A 21,655-nucleotide genomic window follows, 5' to 3' on the forward strand; every position below is an offset into this window, starting at 1 on the left:
AATTAATGCACGAACATATTGCGTAGAGCCACTGCTTCTGGTCGCTTGAGGCAACGCAGCCGCGTTTGTTCCTTCGCGGTTGCGGAATTACGTATTTCGGGGAAAATCATACAGAGCTCTTCCACGTCTTCACGGCCAAAAGACTGCAGCGCCATATCTCCCAGAAATAAACTTTCGGTCGGCAAACCATTCGACATCAGTATCGCGTGCCGATGACATGCAATGTGGAAATAGGTTACGGGTTCGCATGCGTTCACCTGGCGAATGGTTTTGTCGTTCACCAAATGAATAGCTGCGACGAAAACCTTGGGCTCACCAAACAAGAATTCTGCACGCCATCCTTCCAGAACAATTCTGTGTTGCGGCGACACATACAAATCTTGATCAGGCAAACCTTTTCCCATCGCTCCTTTTTTAATGCAAACAGGACGCAAGCGAGGAGCCCTATTCAATTCTTCGACGCTTATTGTCTTTTCACCGATCCATTCAATGGGTAGCAATTCGCCGCTAGCAACGCGCACCTTATCCCCAACGGACAGTTCTTCCACGAGGCAGCGGCCCGTTTCGGTTTCGATCAAAGTACCCTTAACGAAACAAGGCACTGTCCCCTCTGGAAGCGAGACCGTCACGATAAGGGAATCGTTATTGCCGTTACCGGGCCCCGTGGAGGCAAATATTTCGAGAGTAAGTTGAGTGTTTGGCGGAATATAGGTTCCCGGAGTTAACTCGACGGTCAAAAGTCCGCTTGATGAAATCGAAACCGTGTAATCGGACTCGTCTAATCCGCCGGTCCCCGAAACGACAACAGTCCATGAAGCTCCGGCTTTAGTTGCTATGTATTGCTGAGCGACAGAGGTCGACCCACTGGGAATCGAAAGCGAAGTCGGGCCTAAAATTGTCAGTGCCATTTGAACCTCAAACGGGAAACGTTAAACTGGGAACTCATTGTGTGCAGGCTTTTAGTGATATTAAACCATCACATAATTCTATTGCAATGTAAGCATTGAAAGGAAATCATTGGCCCAAGATTTGCAGTCATATTTTAGCAGCTCGAGGATTGAGTTCTGGGCAGAAAAAGACTGAGTGTGACTTCGTTTCATATCAATAAGGCCAGTTTCAAAGAAACATCCGCCTCAGCTCAAACTCGTACCTCTTTCCCTTGCCCTTGCCCGCAATATGTTGCACCAAACACAGGTTCGAAAACCCGCACGAGGCTGCGGTACCAGGAATAAGGACGACAGGCATGGATTGGCCGATTGACGCAAATGCACATCCCTCAGAAGAGATTTCGGTTCGCGACGTGTTCGGCATCGACACCGACATGCAGGTCAAACGCTTTTATGAAGTGACCGAACGGGTCCCCGAGATTGATCAGACCTACAAGTTTGACCCTGAGACGACCCTCGCAATTCTGGCGGGCTTTACCCACAACCGTCGCGTGATGATCCAAGGGTATCACGGCACGGGTAAGTCGACCCATATCGAACAGGTCGCCGCGCGTCTGAACTGGCCTGCGGTGCGGGTCAACCTCGACAGCCATATTAGCCGGATCGATCTGATCGGTAAGGATGCGATCAAACTGCGTGATGGCGTGCAGATCACCGAATTCAGTGAAGGCATTTTGCCTTGGGCCCTGCGCAACCCGGTCGCGATCGTGTTTGACGAATATGACGCCGGCCGTGCAGATGTGATGTTCGTGCTGCAGCGCGTACTGGAAGCCAACGGTAGCCTTACCCTGTTGGACCAGAACGAGATTCTGACACCTCACCGGTATTTCCGCATGTTCGCCACTGCCAACACCGTTGGCCTTGGGGATACGACGGGCCTTTACCACGGTACGCAACAGATCAACCAAGCTCAGATGGACCGCTGGTCGCTGGTCGCGACGCTGAACTACCTCAGCCATGACGCCGAGACGATGATTGTTCTGTCCAAGGCCCCGCATTACAACACGGCTGAAGGTCGCAAGATCGTCAGCCAGATGGTCAGCGTCGCCGACCTGACCCGAACCGCCTTCATGAACGGCGACCTGTCCACGGTGATGAGCCCCCGAACAGTGATCAACTGGGCCCAGAACGCCGAGATTTTCCGTGATGTTGGTTACGCGTTCCGCCTGTCCTTCCTGAACAAATGCGATGAATTGGAACGCCAGACCGTGGCCGAGTTCTATCAGCGCTGCTTTGATGAGGAACTTCCAGAGAGCGCGGCAAGCGCGAGCTTGGGCTAACACCCCAAAAAAGAACAAACGATTCAGATACGGCCAGCCTGAATTCTCAGGCTGGCCGTCGTGTTTCTGCCGCCCACCAAAATGGTCGATATGATGCCGCAAGTGTTGTTTGGAAATGCCCAAACCTGTCCTTACTGCCTTTTCGCAGGCATCACCCGGCGCGGTTCAGGACCGAACTTGCCAAACTCAGCTGAGACTTGCAGCAATCAACCGGCCGCAAAACGCGCCGAGGACACCAATGACTAAAAGGTAAGTAACCTGCGCAATAAATGCTGTACCAAAAGCAATCAATGAGCATCGATTGTGGCGGATGGGTCACTGGCGAAACCGTGATTTGTATATACCTTGATTATACAAATTACATCTATATCATATCCAATGCATGGTACATTGGAAAACACCTCTTATTGCAACAACAACTGTCTGGGCATTCGCCTCTCCTGTTACCGCATTGCCGACAACAACGTCTGACAGGGCTGAACTGTTTGCTGTCTGCTCTGGCCGGTTAGAAGCGCTAGCGGCCCGCCAACGGGCCCGCATCGGGGACGAAGATGCGCCTGCCGCAAATCTGCAGCAACAGTTCGACCAAATGCTGGAAGCGGTTCTGCCGTGGGCGCTGTCCGAGGGTATCGAAGAACACCAGCCAAAACGGTGGCGTGTGCGCGGCTGGGTTGAAGTCGCCTACCTGCTGGCCGATATGGACTATAGCTTCGACGCGCGCATCGCCGAAGGGGCCGAACAGCAGTTGGCGCGCAGAATCTCGGAGTGCCGGGCCGTATTGCTTTAGGATCGCGATGTTGAAAAGCGGATCGCCCCTATGGTCAAGCCCCCGGAATGGCTCTAGGTTGCCGGGGCAGAACAAGACCGGACCCGCCGCCGATGAGCAAACCAAACGACAACCCCGCTGATCCGTTCAAGAAAGCCCTGGCCGAGGCCACGCGGGTCATGGCCGACGACCCCGAGCTGAACGTCTCGTACACCGTTGATCCGTCAGGCATGTCGGGCGAGTCGATGCGTTTGCCCCAGGTCAGCCGCCGAATGACACGAGAAGAGGTTTTGCTGGCGCGCGGAACAGCAGATGCTCTGGCTCTGCAACGCCGATACCACGATGACGCGACGCATGCGCGCTATGCGCCTCCGGGGGATATGGCGCGGGACCTGTACGAAGCGATGGAGACCGCCCGCTGCGAGGCGATGGGCGCGCGGGACATGCCGGGCACGGCCAGCAACATCGACGTCAAGATCAGCCACGAAGCGATACGCCGCGGTTATGACCAGTGTAAACAACCCGCAGACGCGCCTCTGTCTGTTGCCGCCGGATATCTGATCCGCCACTTGGCGACCGGTCGTGACCTACCCCCCGCCGCCGCCAACATCATGAATCTGTGGCGTGGTTTTATCGAGGAACAGGCAGGGGGATCGCTGGAAAACCTCAACGATATCCTTTCGGACCAGGCTGAATTTGCCAAATTTTCGCGGCAGGTGATCAAGGATCTGGGATATGGCGACCAGCTGGGTGACGACCCCGACGAGCTGGACGACGAGCAGGAAGATCAGGCCGAAGAAGACGCCGAAGAGCAACCCGATCCGGACAGCACAGGCGACGACGACCAGCAAGAGCAGGACGCCGACGCCACGCCTGAACAGTCGCAGGAAGAACAGCAGGACCAGTCTCAGGCTCAGGTCTCGATGGACGAGATGGCCGATGACGAGATGGGCGACGAAGCCGAAATGCCGGAAGGTGAGGCTCCGCTTGAACCACCGGCCCCGCCACCTGCCTCGGATGCGGATCCCGATTACAAAGTGTATCTGAACACGCATGATGAAGAAATCGCAGCCGAAGACCTGGCTGAACCGGCCGAACTGGAACGCCTGCGGGCCTATCTGGACCAGCAGTTGGAGCCGCTGAAAGGCGCTGTGAGCCGCTTGGCCAATAAACTGCAGCGCCGTCTTCAGGCACAGCAAAACCGCAGTTGGGAATTCGATCTGGAAGAAGGAATTCTAGACGCCAGTCGTTTGGCCCGCGTGGTGGCGAATCCGACCACGCCGCTGAGCTTCAAGATGGAAAAGGATACCGAGTTCCGAGACACTGTGGTGACGTTGCTGCTGGATAATTCCGGCTCGATGCGCGGGCGTCCAATCTCAATCGCTGCGATCTGTGCCGATGTTCTGGCGCGGACGCTGGAACGCTGCAACGTCAAGGTCGAGATTCTGGGCTTTACCACCCGTGCTTGGAAGGGTGGGCAGGCACGCGAGGCGTGGTTGAACGACGGCCGCCCGCAGCAGCCGGGGCGTTTGAACGATCTGCGCCACATCATCTACAAGGGGGCCGATGCGCCCTGGCGGCGGGCACGCCCAAATCTGGGCCTGATGATGAAAGAAGGCCTACTGAAGGAAAACATCGACGGTGAGGCACTGGAATGGGCCCATCGCCGGATGATGATGCGGCGCGAACAGCGCAAGATTCTGATGGTGATCTCGGACGGGGCGCCGGTTGATGATTCAACGCTCAGCGTGAACCCAGCGAACTATCTGGAAAAGCACCTGCGCGACGTCATCGCCATGGTGGAAAAGCGCAATATGGTCGAGCTGCTGGCCATCGGGATCGGCCATGACGTGACGCGGTATTACGACCGCGCCGTCACGATTACCGATGTCGAGCAGCTTGCCGGTGCAATGACCGAACAGCTTGCCGCCCTGTTCGACAATGACCCAAGGGCGCGCGCCCGTGTCATGGGTATGCGCAAGGTCGGTTGAACGCGGCTTTGGCCTATCGTTGTCATAAATAGAAGGGCGCAGCCCTGAAGTGATGAGGTAATAAATGTTCCAATCCTTTGCCGTAACCGCGCGCCCCGAACAGGGGCCGCCCCGGTTGGCCGCTTTGCGCACCGAGATGGCGCAGGCTGGATTGGACGGGTTTCTTATTCCGCGCTCAGACGCGCATCAGGGCGAATATGTCGCCCCGCGGGACGAACGTTTGTCTTGGCTAACAGGCTTTACCGGGTCGGCAGGTTTTTGTGCCGTGTTGCCTGACGTAGTCGGTGTGTTTGTCGACGGGCGATATCGAACGCAGGTCAAGGCTCAGGTCGCCCTGGACTTTACCCCTGTGCCGTGGCCCGAGGTCAGTTTGGGCGCGTGGTTGAAGGACAATCTGCCCGATGGCGGCAAGGTCGGTTTTGATCCCTGGTTGCACGCTACTGGCCAGATCACCAACGCACGCAAAGACCTCGCAGGCAGCGGTATAGACCTTGTTCGCAGCCCCAATCTGGTTGACCGCATATGGCCCGATCAACCTGCCCCACCGATGAACCCGGTTAAAGCGCACCCTCTGGAATTCGCCGGTGAAAGCGCCGCCAGCAAAATCGACCGTCTGGCCGAGGCTTTGACTGCTGCTGGCAACTCGGCTGCCGTGATCACCTTGCCGGACTCGATCATGTGGCTGTTGAACATTCGGGGCTCGGATATCGGGTACAACCCAGTGGCGCACGGTTTTGCCATTTTGCATTCGGATGCCAAGGTTGACTTGTTCATGGCACAAGAAAAGCTGGGCGTGTCGTTAGGTGATCAAGTTCGCGTTCACGCGCCTGAAACGTTCCTTGATGCTGTTGCCGCGTTACAGGGGGCAATTCAGGTTGATCTTGGAACCCTGCCCCAAGTCGTAGCTGACGTTTTGCAGGACAAGATCGTCGATGCCGGCGACCCTTGCGCCCTGCCGAAAGCCTGCAAAAACCCTGCCGAAATCGAAGGCAGCGCCGAGGCACACCTGCGCGACGCAGTGGCGGTGATCGAGACGCTTTGCTGGCTGGATGACCAAAACCCCGGCAGTGTCACTGAAACGCAGGTTGTCACAAAGTTGGAAGAGAACCGGCGCAAGGACAGCGCGCTGCAGGACATCTCGTTTGATACAATCGCAGGCACCGGTCCTAACGGCGCTATCATGCATTACCGCGTCACCGAAGAGACCGACAGCCTTCTGGAAGACGGGCACATTCTGGTTCTCGACAGCGGTGGTCAATACCTTGATGGCACCACAGATATCACCCGTACAATCGCTATTGGTGAGGTAGGTGACGAAGAAAAAGCCTGTTTCACCCGTGTCCTAAAGGGTATGATCGACATGTCGATGCTGCGTTGGCCCGTGGGCTTGGCTGGGCGCGATATCGAAGGCGTGGCTCGGGCTCCCCTGTGGGCGGCAGGGCAGGATTTCAACCATGGCGTTGGTCACGGCGTCGGCGTGTATCTGAGCGTGCACGAAGGCCCTCAGCGTCTGTCGAAGGTCAGCCATGTCCCCCTTCAACCCGGTATGATCCTTTCGAACGAGCCTGGCTATTACCGTGAAGGTGCTTTTGGAATCCGCATCGAAAACCTGGTCGTGGTGCAGCAGGCCCCTACCTTGCCCGGGGGCGATGCCGAACGCGCAATGCTGAACTGGCGCACTTTGACCTACGTTCCAATTGACCGTCGATTGATTGTTCCCGATATGCTGACCCACGCTCAACGTGATTGGCTGAATGCGTATCACCGCGACGTTGCGGAAAAAATACGACCAAGGCTGGGCGCGGACGCGCAAGTGTGGTTGGATGCCGCAACCGCTCCGATCTGACACCCAGCTGTTACATTCCGGAGGCAGAGGAAAAGCCCGACATCAGTAAGGGTTAAGGAGGTAAGATGACCAAGATCACTATTCGCAAAGCACCGGGTAAATGGAGCGTCCGTTCCGGTGGCGCCATTTTGGGCGAAAGCACAAATGCGCTTGAACTGCTTGAAGGTGATCTGGACCCGGTGATCTATTTCCCCCGCAGTGATATTGCGATGGCGTTTCTGGACCAGACCGACAAAGTCACGCATTGCCCCCATAAGGGTAACGCCGCGCACTTCTCGATCGTCAATAAATCTTCTGTGACTGAAAACGCGGCGTGGAGCTATGAAAGCCCGATCCCCGAAGTCGCCGATATCAAAGGCCATATCGCGTTTTATCGGCTCGATTCAGTCAAAGTTGAACAAATCTGAGCTGGACTCACATCGCCTCTTTCATCAAGTCGACCATCGCCAGATCTTGACTTACCCGACCGTAAGCCTGCGCCATCGCTGTCAATGTGTGCGGCGGGCAGCCAATTTCTTGAAGGCAAGAGGCATCAATCACGCGGACTCGACCATCGAAAGCCGACTCGACGACCTGATCTACAGGCTCATCTCGATCCCCGACTGTAAGTTTGTGATAATGAAAGCCCTGACCTGGGGCGGTGACGCCCAGTGTGTGCCGCACTCCATGCGATGCTAACCAGTCCAACAAATTGCGCAGGCCAACGTCCTGACCCGCGTCCGGCACTTTATTTGCTTTGATACGGCCCTCGCGCGGCAAATGCCTGAGCTGCACCATAGTTGTCGGCGTCCAGATTCGAATGGGCTGCACAAAGTCTACAAGTCGCCCGATACGACGCCCGCGCAAGTGGGGGCCCAAACCAAATGTGGCAGTTATCAAGCTGATCGGAGCCTGTGAGACGGCATAGACAGAGGCGAAAAGATCGCACCGCCCACCTACCTTATGTTTCAGCGTCAGGGCATTAAAATGTCCTGCCTCAGCATAAGCGCGCGGCGATCCCAAAGCACGGCTTAACCAAAGGCAATTCATGATGTACGGGGCATGATCGCGAAAGCCGATCTGCGATGCTTGTGGGAGGCTGCGCGCTAGCAAGTTCGCTGTACCTAAAACTCCCGAAGCTAGAAACACGTGCCGCGCACGCAGTTGAGTTCCATCATCCAGGTCCAAGCGTACCATCCCCTGTCCCGACAAGATCCGGCTAACACGCCCCGCTCGGACCGAGACATTCGGCATCTCTTTGAGGCGCGCCTCGACTGCGCGGGCCATGGTCCGAAGCCCGGCATTGGGAGTTTCAGAAGTTCCGGTCAGCAAACGTGGGACACTTTTTTCCAGTCCGTTCTCTAAAAGCTCGTGCCGGGCACCGCCGACCACTTTCAGATCGCGCTGCACAGCTTCGCACGCGGCACAATAGTCCCACCATGTTTCCAGAAACTGTCCCCTTCCCCAAGGGTCATCGCAGTCGTAAACCTGAAGCTGTTTACCCCAGTAGTTGGCCAGCCCACCGACTTCGGCGGCAGCAAACATCGGCGGTGCGTCTCCTGATACTTCGGTGCGGTCGGCCAGACACGCGGGCTGTTGTCTTTCATACGCAACCGAGACAATCTTGACCGGCCCACCCTGAGAAGGCTTGGAGGTGGCCCCCGTCACGACGGCCACAGACCCAGAGAAGCCCCGCATAGCTGTAAGCGCTGCGTATGCCGCGGGCCCTGCTCCGACTAATGCAATATCAACGCTTTGCATGACTCAGCCCCGTCTCCAGCACAGCCGCACGTTGCACATCGCTATTTAAGAGATGGTCAGAACTTGAAAACGTTTCTATAGACCGGCTCACCATGACAGGCAGGCGTAGCGCAATTCGGACCAAGGGCGGATACTCGCCCATCGAGGTTGTAGTCTCAGCGAAGGTCATGGTGCCAACTCTTTTCTGGCAACATGCAAATCTGCGTCAGACCCCAGCACTGGCAGCGCGCAACCCGCGCACCTCGAACCTAGCCAGAGACGCTGAACGAAACTCTTTAAATACATTACCAACCACTCCCATTCACATGAGTTCTGGTGCTAAAACAGTTCGTTATTCGTTTGGTCGTTCAAAAATATGAAAGCCGAGTAGCCTTACGCCATGCACAAAATAAGGGTTGCAATAGGTGGTCAGCGCGGAACTCGAATAGAATGCTCTTGGTTAATATTAACCGAAAGTTAACAGCCAGATCAAGAAAAGTTGAGCCAAAGTGTGTTTCAGCCCGTGAAACGCCGATTTTCTCCGGGCAATCAATGAAAACACTGGGCCATGGCGTTCTGTAACCATGGCCAGGGTGCGACAGTCAGCGGTTGAAACCAAAATGCGAGAGTATCAAGTCACTCGGCCTGCTCCCTCAGCGAGACAAGGATATCCACGATAGCATTTACCACTTCGGGGTCGTCCAGAGACGGATCAGGCATCGACGTTTCGGCAGCGATGGATTGCGGATTATCAAGGAATGCAACAAGCTGGTCCCGGGTCCACTTACCACCCACTTCAGACAATGACTGCGAGTAGTCGAAATCGGTCAGGCCCGCGATCTGACGACCGAAGACTTCGCCCAAAGACGGGGCACTGGTGCTGGGTAGCACGCCGAATCCATGACACTCCGCACAGCCATCCAAAGCCGTTTCGACGGCATTTGCCTTACGTTCCGGCAGTTCCAGATCAGTGATCTTTGAAACCGCAAACTGAAAGCTGGGATCGAACTCGCCAACTGTCAAACGAACCACTTTTCGCTGATCTGTCCACAATGCGAGCTCGTCGCCGTGTTGATGGACATATCGAATCCGCAGCCCCAATGGGATACGTTCTGCGAACAGAATGCTCTCTCCGTTGGTACGAATTCGAAACAGGCTGTTCCCGGCCAGCGATCCGGCAATCAAATCCCCATCCCAGGCAGGATGAAAGTCATCAACGTACATCAATGAACTAACAGCCACCGAGGGCAGCCAGGAATACGCCGGCAGCTGGAAGTCGGGATGGCGACCATAGTCCAGCGTATCGGGTAACGGCAGTTTGTTGTACCTCGTTCCAAGCGAGACTTGTGGCCAACCATAGTCCTCGCCTTCGCGGATAAGGTTCAGCTCATCCCCTCCGCGCCGGCCATGTTCGACCGTCCACATTTTACCGTCCTGGTCCAGCGCTATTCCCTGCATGTTCGAATGACCCTGACTGACAACACGGCTATCGCCGGTGGCCAAATCCACTGCGATCACCTTGCCGTACATCTGGTCCGGGATTTGCGACAATGGCACCGGAGCATAAATTCCGTCTTGCGCATAGTCACCTGCAGCCAAGTACAATGTGCCATTCGCGTCTACACGAAACCGTCCGCCCGCCATGTGGCCCTGAATCGCGCGACCTTCGGGGTTGGGCGCAAGGCAGGGTTCTGTCCCGAACAGCACCGTCCAGTCTTCGGCTTTGATTACGGCAGTTTCAGCAGACGCGCCTTGCAATGGCGCGGTCGAGATTGCCGTGCGATAACAGTTCTCGCCCTCGACCCATTCTGTGAAAGAAACGATCAGTTGATCGTCTACAACATCCACATCATTGTATCGAAAAAAGAAATGCGCGAATTCATAGTCGGGGTTCGCCTCAGCAAACGCCAACATTGCGCTCCAACCGTTCGGGGGTGGGGCAATTTGCAGTTGTTTGGCCTCGGCTCCGCCCGCTTCAAAAAAACCTCCCTCGTGGGTCATAACGATGAGATCGTTGCCCAAGCTGGCCAACGCGCCGCCGCTACCGACACGTTCGACAGGGATTTCGGTCTCTTGCATATTCAAGGCAGTGAAGATTGTCTCGATCTGTGCGGCCCCATCCAGCGCAACAACAGGCGCGGAGTGCGGCGCAGCCACGGGGCGGCCGCGCAATTCATGCACCTCAAGCATCAAAAGCACGACGGAAACAACAAGTGTTATTAGGGTAACGGGTACGATCACCGGGCTCGCCAGTACCCATTTAAGAAAATTCATTCCCTGACCTCAAAATGTTTTTGTTTTCGCCGTGCATTCTGGCGCTGCTCGGCCACATAGAACCCTGAAACACAACCGGTATCAACCCGACCAGACCGTGCCGCGCACAACAAGATCGCTCGCGTTGCACCCTTGCAGCCCTCACGATGAGTTCACGCGGCTGTTGAATGATTTCTGGTACGATCCCGTGCAAAATACATGTGACCATAGCCGGAGGACGCAATGTCGATCACTCGCCGTAGTTTCACTGGAATTCTGGGGGCCGCTGCAATGCTGCCCGCCCCGCTTTGGGCTCAGAGCGATCCTGTCCTGGATGCCATCCGCACGACACTTTACGGAAGCAGTTCTGAATTCGAAGAGGGCATGGCGTTTCTTGTCAAACGCGGAAAGCCAGATGTCATTCCGGCGCTGCTGACGGCGATGCGCTATGGACGTCGGCGCAGTGATGAGATCACGGAAGTCATGCAAACCCTGGCTGGTGAGAATATCGGTGTGGATTGGTTCGACTGGATGATCTGGCAAGAACGCAATCCACAGATCGTACCGCACCCATCGCTGATCCCGTTCAAGCGCGAGGTGCTGTTAGGGATAGACTCGAATTTTGACGATTTCCTGCGCCCTGAATACCTGCAACCCGGCAAAATGAAGATCCGGCTGGAAGAGATCACATGGGGCGGTGTTCAAAAGGACGGCATCCCCTCGCTGGACAATCCGACGCTGATCCCGGCCGCGCGCGCGGACTACATGAAGAACGATGACCTGGTCTTTGGCGTCTCGATCAACGGGGACTCGCGCGCCTATCCGTTGCGGATCATGGGCTGGCACGAGATGTTCAACGATGTAATCGGTGGGGTGCCTCTGGCGTTGGCTTATTGCACGCTCTGCGGATCGGGCATTTTGTTTGAAACGCAAGTGTCGGGGCGCAGCAAACCGCTGGTCTTTGGCTCGTCGGGGTTCCTCTATCGGTCCAACAAGCTGATGTTCGATCGCGAGACCCATTCGCTGTGGAACCAATACACCGGCAAACCCGTCGTCGGCCCGCTGGTCGATAGCGGGATCGAGCTGAAACAGCGCCCCGTGGTGATCACCACTTGGGAAAGCTGGAAAGGGTCGCACCCCGATACCAAAATCCTGTCCCTGAACACCGGGCATCGTCGGAATTATGGCTCGGGCGTGGTTTATCGCGAGTATTTTGCGTCGCCCGAGCTGATGTTCCCGGCACTGGTGGATCAATCACAGCACCGGCAAAAGGATTATATCTTTGCAATCCGACAGTTCGGCGCGGCACGGGCCTGGCCGCTGGATGCGTTCAACAACACGCGCGTGATCAACGACGCGATTGCCAACCGCCCGCTGGTTCTGATCGGTAATCCCGACAAACGCGCCGTGCGCGCTTATGAGCGCGGATCAAACCGTTTTACCGCGTCAGAGGGCGGACTGGTTGATCAGCAGGGTCGCAAATGGCGCCTGACCGAGGAAAAACTGATCGGACCGGACGGTACGGAATTGCCGCGCGTGGCCGGGCATATCTCGTACTGGTTCGCATGGGACAACTATCTGGGCGACACGGCAACAGTTTATCGCGGCTAGGAATGCTCTTCGGCGGCCGTGGCCGCCAGCGCGCGGTTATAAGCCTTAAGCGCATCTATGTGATAAAGTGCGCCGACCGGGTTTTCGCACCCGTCATCGTCTATCACTACGACCGGGATACAAGGGATATCCTCGCGGTCGAAATAAGGCATCGCGGCCTCAAGCGTCGCGCTGGCCTGCACACACAAGCCCTGCTCGATCAGCGCCTGTGCCTCATCGCGGCTGATCGATCGGGCTTCCCCCAAGGGCCGCATCACCGTCCCAGCACGCAGCATCGCCAGCAGATACGCTTGCGGCCCGGCGGCGAGATGCACATCACGGCGCTCTAGCTGGGTTAAAAAGAACGACCGGTCCACCAATCGCGAGGCAAGCGCGGTCGACATCGAGACCGAGACCATCACGGCCAATCCGATCTGCCAGTCTCCGGTCAGCTCAAAAACGATCATTGTAGTCGAGATCGGTGCACCCAGAACGGCAGCGGCCACCGCCCCCATTCCGGCGAAAGCATACAGCGTATGCGTCCCCGACACATCCGGCAGCAACCCAGTGGCGATCAGGCCAAAGGCCAATCCAGTCAGCGCCCCCACCATCAGCGACGGCGAAAACACCCCGCCCCCCATACGCCCACCCATGGTGATCGCTACAGCCACGGTCTTAATCACAGCAAACATGATGGCTGCCGATAGAACCAAATCTCCGGTCAGGGCACGGATCGTAGTTTCGTAGCCCACACCGATGATATGGGGAAACCAGATGGCGATCAGACCAAGCATCGCCCCAGACACGGCCGGGCGCAGCCAACCCGGCAAGGACAGGCGAGTCTGGATGTGATTGCCGATGTCTTCGGCAAAGAAGATCGAACGCATTAGCAATAGCGCCACCAGGCCGCAGATCAGGCCAAGGATCAGAAAGGCCGGCAACTCGACATAGAACTGCAACGATCCGGGGGTATCCAGGGTAAACTCGGTCACGTCGCCATACTCGAGCCGGTTGATCACTGTTCCCGCAACCGAGGCGATCACGATCGGCGCAAATGCATGAACCGCGAAATGGCGCAGCACCACCTCGAGCGCGAACAGCGCGCCTGCTATGGGCGAGTTAAAGCTGGCCGAAACCGCCGCCGCCACTGCGCAACCCAACAAGTCGCGGCCCGTTATCCCATCGGCGTGGATACGGTTCGACACCCAGGTCGAGATCACCCCGGCCATATGCACCACCGGCCCCTCGCGCCCGGTGGACCCGCCAGTGCTAAGCGTGATCAGCGAGGCAAACAAGGATGCGATCCCCGCCTTGCCTTCGACCCGGCCATCAGTCAGCGCCGCGCCTTCGATCACATCCGCGACCGAACGCACGCGCCCGTCATCGGTGAACCTGTGTAGGATGATACCCACAATCAGACCTCCGATGATCGGCGTTATCAGCACGATGAACCAGGGCAGTTTCTCGACATGGGAATGCAGCAGCAGGATATCTTCGGTGTCATAGACCCACGCCTGCAGCGCCCGGATCCCCTTGCGGAACCCCAGCGCCATGAACCCTGCGGCGATGCCGATGGCCAGAGCGATGAACCAGAACTGGATCTGGCTTGGCCCCCGCCGTCGCATTACCCGCCAGCCATCCTTCATCGCGGCCAAAGCCTGATGTAGTTGGTTGCGCAGAACGGTGCGGGTTGACTGGGTCATGTGCCCTCGGGGGATCAGAACATATCCCTTACTAAGCCACGGAGGGCACAGATAAAAGCCGGATCGCGCGTCTGTGAGGCGCTATGCGTCCAACAGGGCACGGGCGGCGGCGCGGGCCTGATCCGTGATCGTGTCGCCCGCGACCATGCGCGCGATCTCATCCACGCGGTCCGGTTCGGCCAGCGGGATGACAGTGGACAGGGTCAGCCCGTCGGTCACTTGTTTCTGCACCCGCCAGTGATGCGCCGCGCGGGCCGCGACCTGCGGCGAGTGTGTGACGACCAGCACCTGCCCACCCTGTGCCAAAGACGCCAGACGCCGCCCCACCGCATCCGCAGTCGCGCCACCGACGCCGCGGTCAATCTCATCAAAGATCATCGTGCGGGCGCTGTCATCGCCGGTCAGACAGACCTTGAGCGCCAGCAGGAACCGGCTGAGTTCCCCACCCGAGGCGATCTTGTTCAGCGGCCCGGACGGCGCGCCGGGGTTGGTGGCGACCGTGAAGGCCACCGCGTCAATGCCCTCGGGGCCCGGATCGGCGGCGGTGAGTTCGGTCTGAAACACCGCGCGTTCCATCTTGAGCGGTGCCAGTTCAGCCATCACAGCCGCATCCAACTGCCCTGCCGCCTGCTGGCGTGCAGTGCTAAGTTCGGCTGCCGCCTGATCATACGCATCCTGCGCAGCCGCAACCGCTGCGCGCTGGTCGGCCAGATCGGCATCGCCTGCGTCCAGCTTGTTCAGACGGTCGCGCAGCGTATCAGCGAAGGCGCCTAGATCGTCCGGGGCCACGTCATGTTTGCGGGCCAGAGCGCGGATTGCAAACAAGCGCTCTTCGGCCTGTTCCAGCTCCGCCGGATTGAACTCCAACGCCTGCAGGCAAGCATTCACACCGTCCTGCGCCTCGCCCAACTCAATCAGAGCCCGGCCCAAGGCGGCGATCGGCTCCTCCAACTGACCGCCGGCGCTGTCAGACACGCCCTCCAGCCAGCGCACGGCATCGGACATGGCCGTTTCGGCCCCGTTCCCGCCCAACAGATCAAACGCGCGGGCCACGTCATCACGGATGCGCTCGGCCCCTTGCATCATGCGGCGGCGCGCGTCCAGATCAGCATCCTCGCCCGGTTGCGGGTCCAGCTTGTCCAGCTCAGCCACAGCGTGGCGTAAGAATTCCTCTTCCGCGCGCATAGCGGCCAGCGCCGCTTCGGTCTCAGCCAGCGCCTTGCGCAGCCGCGACATATCAGTCCAAGCGGTGCGTACCGCAGCCAGATCAACCGAAACGCCGGCATAATCATCCAGCATCGCCCGATGCCCGCGCGGGTTAAGCAAACCCCGGTCATCATGCTGGCCATGCAGCTCCACCAGGGTCTCGGACAACGCCCGCAACACCTCGCCCGAGCAGCGCCGGTCATTGACCCACGCGGTTTTGCGCCCCTCGGCGGTATTGACACGACGCAGGATCAGTTCCTCGCCTCCCGGCAGCCCGGCCTCAGCCAGAATCGCATGGGCGGGGTGATCTTCGGACAGCTCGAACTCGGCCACCACCTCGCCCTGCGCGGCCCCCTGACGGACCAGTTCGGCCCGTCCACGCCAGCCCAGCACAAAGCCCAGGGAATCCAACAAGATCGACTTGCCTGCGCCGGTTTCGCCTGTCAACGCGTTCAAACCCGGTTGGAACGTCAGTTCCAGCCGGTCGATGATCAGCATGTCGCGGATATCAAGGGCGCGAAGCATCGGATCCTAGCGTCCCGGAGCTTTGGCCATGACGATTACAACCACTCACCTTTGACGGTCTGGCGGTAAATTGTGCTAAGCCAGTTGTTGCCACGGCTCTTAAGGTCAAGCCCGCGCGACGTCAGTAACTTGTAGCCCGCGTCATACCACTCGGAAGATTGGTAATTGAATCCCAAAATTGCCCCTGCCGACTGTGCCTCATCCACCAGACCCAGCGACAGATACGCTTCGATCAGACGATAGAGCGCTTCGGCGGTGTGCGAGGTGGTTTGAAAATCCTCAACCACGACGCGGAAGCGGTTGATCGCCGCAGTGTAGTGATCCTGACGCAAGTAATAGCGCCCAATCTCCATCTCCTTGCCGGCCAGATGGTCGAAGGCCAGATCGAACTTCAGAACGGCAGAAGTTGCATATTCGCTGTCAGGATAGACTTCGATCACGGTCCGCAACGATTGCAACGCCTGGAACGTCAGCCCCTGATCGCGTCCAACCTCGTCGATTTGGTCATAATAGCTAAGCGCCAGAAGATACTGGGCATAAGCTGCATCCTCATCCGCCGGATAAAAATCTATGAACCGCTGTGCCGCAGCACGGCTTTCTTCATAATTCTTGTCGGAATGATACGAGAACGCCTGCATGATCAGCGCTCGCTTGGCCCAATCGGAATAAGGGTACAAGCGCTCGACTTCAGAGAAGTACCAAGCCGCGTCGTCCTGCCGATTCTGCGACAGCTCGAACTCGCCACGCGTGAATATCTGTTCAGGAGTGAACCCCTCAAGATTCTGGTTGCGGTCAGCTCCCTGGCCTCCGCATGCTGTCAAAACTGCTGTCAGAAGAAACGCGCCCGCGAATCTGACTGCCGCCTTGGTGCCACCCATTCCGCCTATCCTTGTCGTCTTGCTTGTCGAGGCACGCCCCGGTTTGAGGCTTGGTTTAGCACATATAATTCCGGGGCAAAACGCCTTAGTCTACCTACTGTCGGAATTGTCGACAGAGTTGATCCAATCAAGCGACTTCGGGAATTTCGTTCCAAACCAGCCCTTGCCCTGGCAGACGGGCAGCCTGTTCGGACGTGCACAGGATCGGACGAACTGCTCCGGGTGTCTCAAACAACTTGCGCAGCAGAGTGTTCGTCATCGCATGTCCCGACTTATCCCCGGTAAAGTGGCCGAGAATCGGACCACCGGCCAGATACAGATCGCCTAGTGCGTCCAGCATTTTGTGGCGCACGGCTTCGTCGGCATGACGGAACCCGCCGGGTGTCAGAACTTCGTTCCCTTGCACGACGACCGCGTTTTCCAGTGTTCCACCAAGGGCCAAACCGTTTTCGCGCATCGCTTCAACATCTGTGCGGCGGCAGAAAGTGCGGCAATCGCTGAGTTCCCGCGCAAATGAGCCGTTACGCATGTCCAGAGTTTTAGTCTGGCGTCCGATGGCGCTGTCCTCAAAATCAATGTGGAAGTCGATAATCAGACCGTCGGCAGGCGCAATCGAAGCGCTCGCTCCTTCCCGCGAGGCAGTCACAGGCTTTAATACTTCGTAGGCCAGAACCGGGCTGGCCTGACGGCGCACGCCCTTGGCCATGATCCCGCGCACAAATTCGATTGACGATCCATCCATGATCGGAACTTCGGGGCCATCAATCTCGATCAGTGCGTTGTGGACACCACATCCGGCCAGCGCAGCCATTATATGTTCAACCGTCGACACCGAAGCGCCCGCATCGTTGATCAGCCGGGTGCAGAGCGGAGTCCGCTCGACCACATCATAGATCGCAGGGACCAGTGCATTGCCCAGCTCAATATCCGTACGTTTAAACCAGATGCCATGGCCAGCTGCCGCCGGTTTCAGCACCATATTCGCAGGCTTGCCGCTATGCAGCCCGACACCGGTAAACGTGATCGGAGATTTGAGCGTATGTTGCAATTTGGGCCTCGGTGAGTGGTGTCCGACCTAATTTGGCCGTGTTGACATCTCAGTTAAGGAACGCGGGCAAAAGGCTCAACTCACTCTTTGTAACCGAATGAAACATGAATGTAACAGATCGGCAAAAGCCTGCTTACACCCGGTTACGTATTTGTTTTAAAACGGAAAAGGGCCGCCAAACAGCGACCCTTCTTAATCAATTTGTTACCGCGATCAGTTGGCTTGACGCCGCAAGAAGGCCGGAATTTCAATCCGATCTTGCTCGGGGTCTGCCTCATCATGCGCCGGCGCCGTAGCGTCAGATTGGCGCATCACAGGCTGTTGGCGCTGGGGCTGTGCCGGCGTATCGGCCGCGTGGCCGGTCATTCTGTCGATCAACCGGTTAAACCCGAACCGAGGGCGATCCGCATCGGATTGAGCAGCGGGTGCCGGCGAAGCCGTTGGCTGAGGCCGCGGCGCCACATACCCACGATCAGACGATGGAACATTCTGAACCGCTGCCTGCAAACGCTGCAGCGCTTCCGGTGATGGTGTCCCAGCAGCTGGCTGCGGTTGAGGCGCGACATAGCTGTCGGTCGCAGTTTCAACCGGATCAGGCGTCGGCTCGAATTCGGCTACACGCGGCTGATAAGCCGGAGGAGGCAGGTCATCGTCATCCTGTTCGGCGCGCGGCTGGAACTGAGGCTCTTCGGCCGCTTCGAACAGCGAAGGCTCACGAGCCGGTTCGGCCTCTGCAGGTTCGGGCGCGGAAACATATGCGTCTTCCTGCACAGGCTCTTCTGCCGACACAGTGCGCGTCAGCGGGGCTGACATCGAGCGACGCGCAACCGGCACATCCTCGGACTTCTCGGTCGCGTCAATGCCAGTGGCAACAACCGAAACCCGCATTCCGCCTTCCATAGCCGTGTCCAGGGTCGAGCCAACGATAATGTTCGCCTCGGGGTCGACTTCTTCGCGGATACGGTTGGCCGCCTCGTCCAACTCGAACAGGGTCAGATCATGCGAACCGGTGATGTTGATCAGGACACCCTTGGCACCTTTCAGGCTGATTTCGTCCAGCAGCGGGTTGGCAATCGCCTTCTCGGCAGCCTGAACCGCACGATCCTCGCCGGTAGCCTCGCCCGTTCCCATCATGGCTTTGCCCATCTCGTCCATCACGGCGCGCACATCCGCAAAGTCGAGATTGATCAGGCCCGGACGCACCATCAGATCCGTCACGCCTTTAACGCCTTGATACAGAACATCATCGGCCATCGAAAACGCCTCGGTGAAGGTGGTCTTTTCATTGGCCAAGCGGAACAGGTTCTGGTTCGGGATAATGATCAGCGTATCGACGACCTTTTGCAGCGATTCAACGCCGTCTTCAGCCTGACGCATCCGCTTGGCGCCTTCAAACTGGAAGGGCTTGGTCACAACGCCCACGGTCAGCACGCCCAATTCGCGCGCGGCTTGCGCGATAATCGGAGCCGCACCCGTTCCGGTGCCACCGCCCATACCGGCGGTGATGAAGCACATATGCGCACCAGCCAGATGATCCACGATCTGCTCGATGCTTTCCTCGGCGGCTGCAGCACCCACGGTCGGACGCGCACCGGCACCCAAACCTTCGGTGACTTTCACGCCCAGTTGCACACGAGCCGATGACTGGCTCTGCTGCAACGCCTGAGCGTCGGTGTTGGCGACCACGAAATCCACGCCATCCAACTGTTTTTCAATCATGTTATTGACGGCATTGCCGCCTGCCCCGCCTACGCCAAATACCGTAATCCGAGGCTTCAATTCATCGTGCCCGGGCATCGAAAGATTCAATGTCATGCTTCTGTCCGCCTGTTTATATGCTCCGCCAACGCGGTGTTTTTCTTACCTATCCTGCCACAATTCTACCGACCGAAACCGCAAACGTCACGCCAAAAATCGCCAGAATCCACAAAATATGGAGGAAATAAGGCGTTCCATGCCAGTATTTCGTATTGTTTGCCAGATGTTGCGGAACGAATTCAATCCAGCACAACAGATGCGACCGCCGCGCCGCAGATTACGGGCATGTCACGTACGGATTTCTCGTCTTTACAAGGCGCGGAAAACTGCTCGGGTCCTCACGCTTGGCCTCTGTCGGGCCTTGTGGATATCTTGCTGGATTCGACGTTCATCCGCAAGGGAATTCTTCAACCAATAGGAGCACTTGGACAGTTCAGCCCATCATCAGAAATCTCTCTCACAATCTGGATTTCGGTATTCGCCAATGTCGCCAGGCGAACCATGAAACTACCATTGTGCACGAAAGGCCACCAGCACACGGGAAACCCATCGGCATCGTCGTCGTACAGGAAACAAAGCTGGCCATCGGGGGTTGTAATTTTTCCGTAAACGCAACCCCTACCCTCCATGCGCCAGACCGAGAGACTCGGGCTCAGGAACTCTTCGGTGCCAACCAAGCCACCGTTATGGAAATCGTAGAATTTGACGGTCTTGCCTACAACGGCCCCCAGAAAAGCCTCGGGCGTGATCAGGGTCTGACCCTGAACCGAGGCGGGAATCGCGACAAACAGTGCCGCGACCAGTGTCCTACCAATTGTCACGGAACCAACGGACAGCCCGCTTGAACGGGCGTGCAGCATAGGTGTCGACAGGGATCTCGAAGTCCCACCATTCATCCTGCGGATGCGCCGCAAACAAGCTGAGCCCCACCACCGAAGAAAATCCCGGACCAGTCGCCGATTGCGGCAACCCGTGAACACGCAGGGGCCGGCCAAGACGAACGCGCTGCCCCAGAATACGAGTCGCCAAACCGTCCAAACCCATAATCTGGCTTCCTCCACCGGTCAGAACGATCTGCTGGCTGGGCAGATGATCGAACCCGGCAGCATCCAGTCGAATGCGGACCTCTTCCAAAATCTCTTCTACACGAGGACGCATGATGCCGATCAACTCGGCGCGGCTGACGGTGCGCCGGTCATGTTCCCAATCTCCGGTATCGCCGCCGATGTCGATCAGGTCGCGATCATCCGCTCCGGTAGCATGCACGCCGCCGTTGAAGGTCTTGATGCGTTCGGCCACATTCGCAGGAACGCCAAGCCCCATCGAGATATCCGACGTCACATGATCGCCGCCCATGCGTACGCAATCGGCATAAATCATGTGTTTTTTCATAAAGATAGACACACTTGTCGTTCCGCCACCCATGTCGATACAGGCCGCGCCCAGTTCCTGCTCATCCTCGACAAGTGCGGAAATGCCCGAGACATAGGCCGAATTCGCGATCCCGGCCAATTCCAGATCACAGCGCTTGATGCAGCGCACGATATTCTGAATGGCGACCGCATCAACCGTCAGCATGTGCATATCGACCGCAAGGGTCTGACCCATCTGCCCCCGAGGGTCGATAAGGCCCGAGCGATTGTCCAACGCAAAGTTCACCGGCTGTGCGTGCAGTACCTCGCGACCCGCGCCATAGTCCGGCACGTCGCAGGCATTCAACACACGTCCGACCTCGGCTTCGCTGACCACCTGTCCTTCCAGATCGACCTGCGCATCCAACCCATAAGACCGGGGGTTCGCGCCCGAGAAGCAGGCGATCACGTGATCGACCCGAATATCGGCCATCTTCTGCGCAGCTTGCAGAGCGGTCCGGATGGCGCGTTCGGTTTCCTGCATCGCAGTGACTTCGCCAAACTGCACCCCGCGCGAACGTGTGGTCGCAGCGCCGATAACCCGGAACCCGGTCTGACCGGCCAGAGACCCGATGCTGTTGTCCTCACTTAACCGCCCTGTTCCGTCGAAACGCAGCACCAAGCAGGAAATCTTGGAACTTCCCACATCCAGAATCGCAACAACACCGCGTTGCATCGCCTGTCTGCGCATCTGCCGCATGGCCCGTTGGGACTGATAGAGATCGGTCATCAT

At 57.7% G+C, this 21,655-nt stretch carries 16 protein-coding genes; 6 read left to right on the forward strand and 10 right to left on the reverse strand.

Annotated elements, in window-relative coordinates; all coding sequences use genetic code 11:
* Nucleotides 1–2: 2 nt before the first annotated feature.
* Nucleotides 3–908, reverse strand: a complete 906-nt coding sequence (locus tag GOW48_RS08800; protein ID WP_170753032.1) for a Hint domain-containing protein — start codon at nucleotides 906–908, stop codon at nucleotides 3–5.
* A gap of 335 nt (nucleotides 909–1,243) precedes the next feature.
* Between GOW48_RS08800 and cobS the strand changes: the two genes are divergently transcribed.
* The 5 genes from cobS to GOW48_RS08825 all read left to right on the forward strand — a co-directional run bounded on the left by cobS (nucleotide 1,244) and on the right by GOW48_RS08825 (nucleotide 7,237).
* Nucleotides 1,244–2,227, forward strand: a complete 984-nt coding sequence (gene cobS, locus GOW48_RS08805) for a cobaltochelatase subunit CobS (RefSeq protein ID WP_170352574.1) — start codon at nucleotides 1,244–1,246, stop codon at nucleotides 2,225–2,227.
* Nucleotides 2,228–2,609: 382 nt separating this feature from the next.
* Entirely contained in the window at nucleotides 2,610–3,014 is a 405-nt protein-coding gene (locus GOW48_RS08810; protein WP_170753034.1) for a hypothetical protein, read from the forward strand.
* Between the two features lie 92 nt (nucleotides 3,015–3,106).
* Nucleotides 3,107–4,984: a cobaltochelatase subunit CobT gene (gene cobT, locus GOW48_RS08815; protein WP_170753037.1), complete on the forward strand. Its 1,878-nt coding sequence runs from the start codon at nucleotides 3,107–3,109 to the stop codon at nucleotides 4,982–4,984.
* Between the two features lie 64 nt (nucleotides 4,985–5,048).
* A complete protein-coding gene (locus tag GOW48_RS08820) occupies nucleotides 5,049–6,830 on the forward strand; it encodes an aminopeptidase P family protein (protein WP_170753039.1) in 1,782 nt (593 codons plus the stop codon).
* 65 nt (nucleotides 6,831–6,895) lie between these two features.
* On the forward strand, nucleotides 6,896–7,237 hold the full coding sequence (locus GOW48_RS08825; protein ID WP_170753041.1) for a DUF427 domain-containing protein: 342 nt from the start codon (nucleotides 6,896–6,898) through the stop codon (nucleotides 7,235–7,237).
* 7 nt (nucleotides 7,238–7,244) lie between these two features.
* Here the strand turns inward: GOW48_RS08825 and GOW48_RS08830 are convergent, their stop codons facing one another.
* Both GOW48_RS08830 and GOW48_RS08835 read right to left on the reverse strand, forming a co-directional pair.
* Nucleotides 7,245–8,570: a hypothetical protein gene (locus GOW48_RS08830; protein ID WP_170352569.1), complete on the reverse strand. Its 1,326-nt coding sequence runs from the start codon at nucleotides 8,568–8,570 to the stop codon at nucleotides 7,245–7,247.
* 615 nt (nucleotides 8,571–9,185) lie between these two features.
* On the reverse strand, nucleotides 9,186–10,823 hold the full coding sequence (locus tag GOW48_RS08835) for a PQQ-dependent sugar dehydrogenase (protein WP_170753043.1): 1,638 nt from the start codon (nucleotides 10,821–10,823) through the stop codon (nucleotides 9,186–9,188).
* A 222-nt stretch (nucleotides 10,824–11,045) separates the two neighbouring features.
* On the opposite strand from GOW48_RS08835, the gene GOW48_RS08840 reads away from it, so the two are divergent.
* Nucleotides 11,046–12,413 carry a DUF3179 domain-containing protein gene (locus GOW48_RS08840; RefSeq protein ID WP_170753045.1) on the forward strand — a complete coding sequence of 456 codons (1,368 nt, stop codon included), beginning with the start codon at nucleotides 11,046–11,048 and terminating at the stop codon, nucleotides 12,411–12,413.
* Here GOW48_RS08840 and GOW48_RS08845 read toward each other — a convergent pair.
* The 7 genes from GOW48_RS08845 to ftsA form a co-directional block, all read right to left on the reverse strand.
* Entirely contained in the window at nucleotides 12,410–14,095 is a 1,686-nt protein-coding gene (locus GOW48_RS08845; RefSeq protein WP_170753047.1) for a chloride channel protein, read from the reverse strand. The genes GOW48_RS08840 and GOW48_RS08845 overlap by 4 nt on opposite strands.
* An 81-nt stretch (nucleotides 14,096–14,176) precedes the next feature.
* The gene (recN, locus tag GOW48_RS08850) at nucleotides 14,177–15,826 is read right to left on the reverse strand and encodes a DNA repair protein RecN (protein WP_170753049.1); all 1,650 of its coding nucleotides are present in this window, start codon (nucleotides 15,824–15,826) and stop codon (nucleotides 14,177–14,179) included.
* A gap of 35 nt (nucleotides 15,827–15,861) precedes the next feature.
* On the reverse strand, nucleotides 15,862–16,704 hold the full coding sequence (locus GOW48_RS08855; RefSeq protein WP_170352564.1) for an outer membrane protein assembly factor BamD: 843 nt from the start codon (nucleotides 16,702–16,704) through the stop codon (nucleotides 15,862–15,864).
* A gap of 127 nt (nucleotides 16,705–16,831) precedes the next feature.
* Nucleotides 16,832–17,752 (reverse strand): UDP-3-O-acyl-N-acetylglucosamine deacetylase, encoded by a 921-nt coding sequence (gene lpxC / locus GOW48_RS08860; protein ID WP_170753051.1) that lies wholly within the window; start codon nucleotides 17,750–17,752, stop codon nucleotides 16,832–16,834.
* Between the two features lie 213 nt (nucleotides 17,753–17,965).
* A complete protein-coding gene (ftsZ, locus tag GOW48_RS08865; protein WP_170753053.1) occupies nucleotides 17,966–19,567 on the reverse strand; it encodes a cell division protein FtsZ in 1,602 nt (533 codons plus the stop codon).
* Between the two features lie 350 nt (nucleotides 19,568–19,917).
* Nucleotides 19,918–20,331, reverse strand: a complete 414-nt coding sequence (locus GOW48_RS08870; protein WP_331251781.1) for a hypothetical protein — start codon at nucleotides 20,329–20,331, stop codon at nucleotides 19,918–19,920.
* Complete coding sequence (gene ftsA / locus GOW48_RS08875) at nucleotides 20,318–21,652, reverse strand: cell division protein FtsA (RefSeq protein ID WP_170353121.1); 1,335 nt, start codon at nucleotides 21,650–21,652, stop codon at nucleotides 20,318–20,320. The genes GOW48_RS08870 and ftsA overlap by 14 nt, the downstream gene beginning before the upstream one ends.
* Between the last annotated feature and the right edge of the window lie 3 nt (nucleotides 21,653–21,655).

This window comes from Ruegeria lacuscaerulensis, from assembly GCF_013033355.1.
Classification (GTDB): domain Bacteria; phylum Pseudomonadota; class Alphaproteobacteria; order Rhodobacterales; family Rhodobacteraceae; genus Ruegeria; species Ruegeria lacuscaerulensis_A.

Coding starts and splice junctions, on each gene's coding strand:
- GOW48_RS08800 (WP_170753032.1), bottom strand. CDS start 908: ATGGCACTGACAATTTTAGGCCCGACTTCGCTTTCGATTCCCAGTGGG.
- cobS (WP_170352574.1), top strand. CDS start 1,244: ATGGATTGGCCGATTGACGCAAATGCACATCCCTCAGAAGAGATTTCG.
- GOW48_RS08810 (WP_170753034.1), top strand. CDS start 2,610: ATGGTACATTGGAAAACACCTCTTATTGCAACAACAACTGTCTGGGCA.
- cobT (WP_170753037.1), top strand. CDS start 3,107: ATGAGCAAACCAAACGACAACCCCGCTGATCCGTTCAAGAAAGCCCTG.
- GOW48_RS08820 (WP_170753039.1), top strand. CDS start 5,049: ATGTTCCAATCCTTTGCCGTAACCGCGCGCCCCGAACAGGGGCCGCCC.
- GOW48_RS08825 (WP_170753041.1), top strand. CDS start 6,896: ATGACCAAGATCACTATTCGCAAAGCACCGGGTAAATGGAGCGTCCGT.
- GOW48_RS08830 (WP_170352569.1), bottom strand. CDS start 8,570: ATGCAAAGCGTTGATATTGCATTAGTCGGAGCAGGGCCCGCGGCATAC.
- GOW48_RS08835 (WP_170753043.1), bottom strand. CDS start 10,823: ATGAATTTTCTTAAATGGGTACTGGCGAGCCCGGTGATCGTACCCGTT.
- GOW48_RS08840 (WP_170753045.1), top strand. CDS start 11,046: ATGTCGATCACTCGCCGTAGTTTCACTGGAATTCTGGGGGCCGCTGCA.
- GOW48_RS08845 (WP_170753047.1), bottom strand. CDS start 14,095: ATGACCCAGTCAACCCGCACCGTTCTGCGCAACCAACTACATCAGGCT.
- recN (WP_170753049.1), bottom strand. CDS start 15,826: ATGCTTCGCGCCCTTGATATCCGCGACATGCTGATCATCGACCGGCTG.
- GOW48_RS08855 (WP_170352564.1), bottom strand. CDS start 16,704: ATGGGTGGCACCAAGGCGGCAGTCAGATTCGCGGGCGCGTTTCTTCTG.
- ftsZ (WP_170753053.1), bottom strand. CDS start 19,567: ATGACATTGAATCTTTCGATGCCCGGGCACGATGAATTGAAGCCTCGG.
- ftsA (WP_170353121.1), bottom strand. CDS start 21,652: ATGACCGATCTCTATCAGTCCCAACGGGCCATGCGGCAGATGCGCAGA.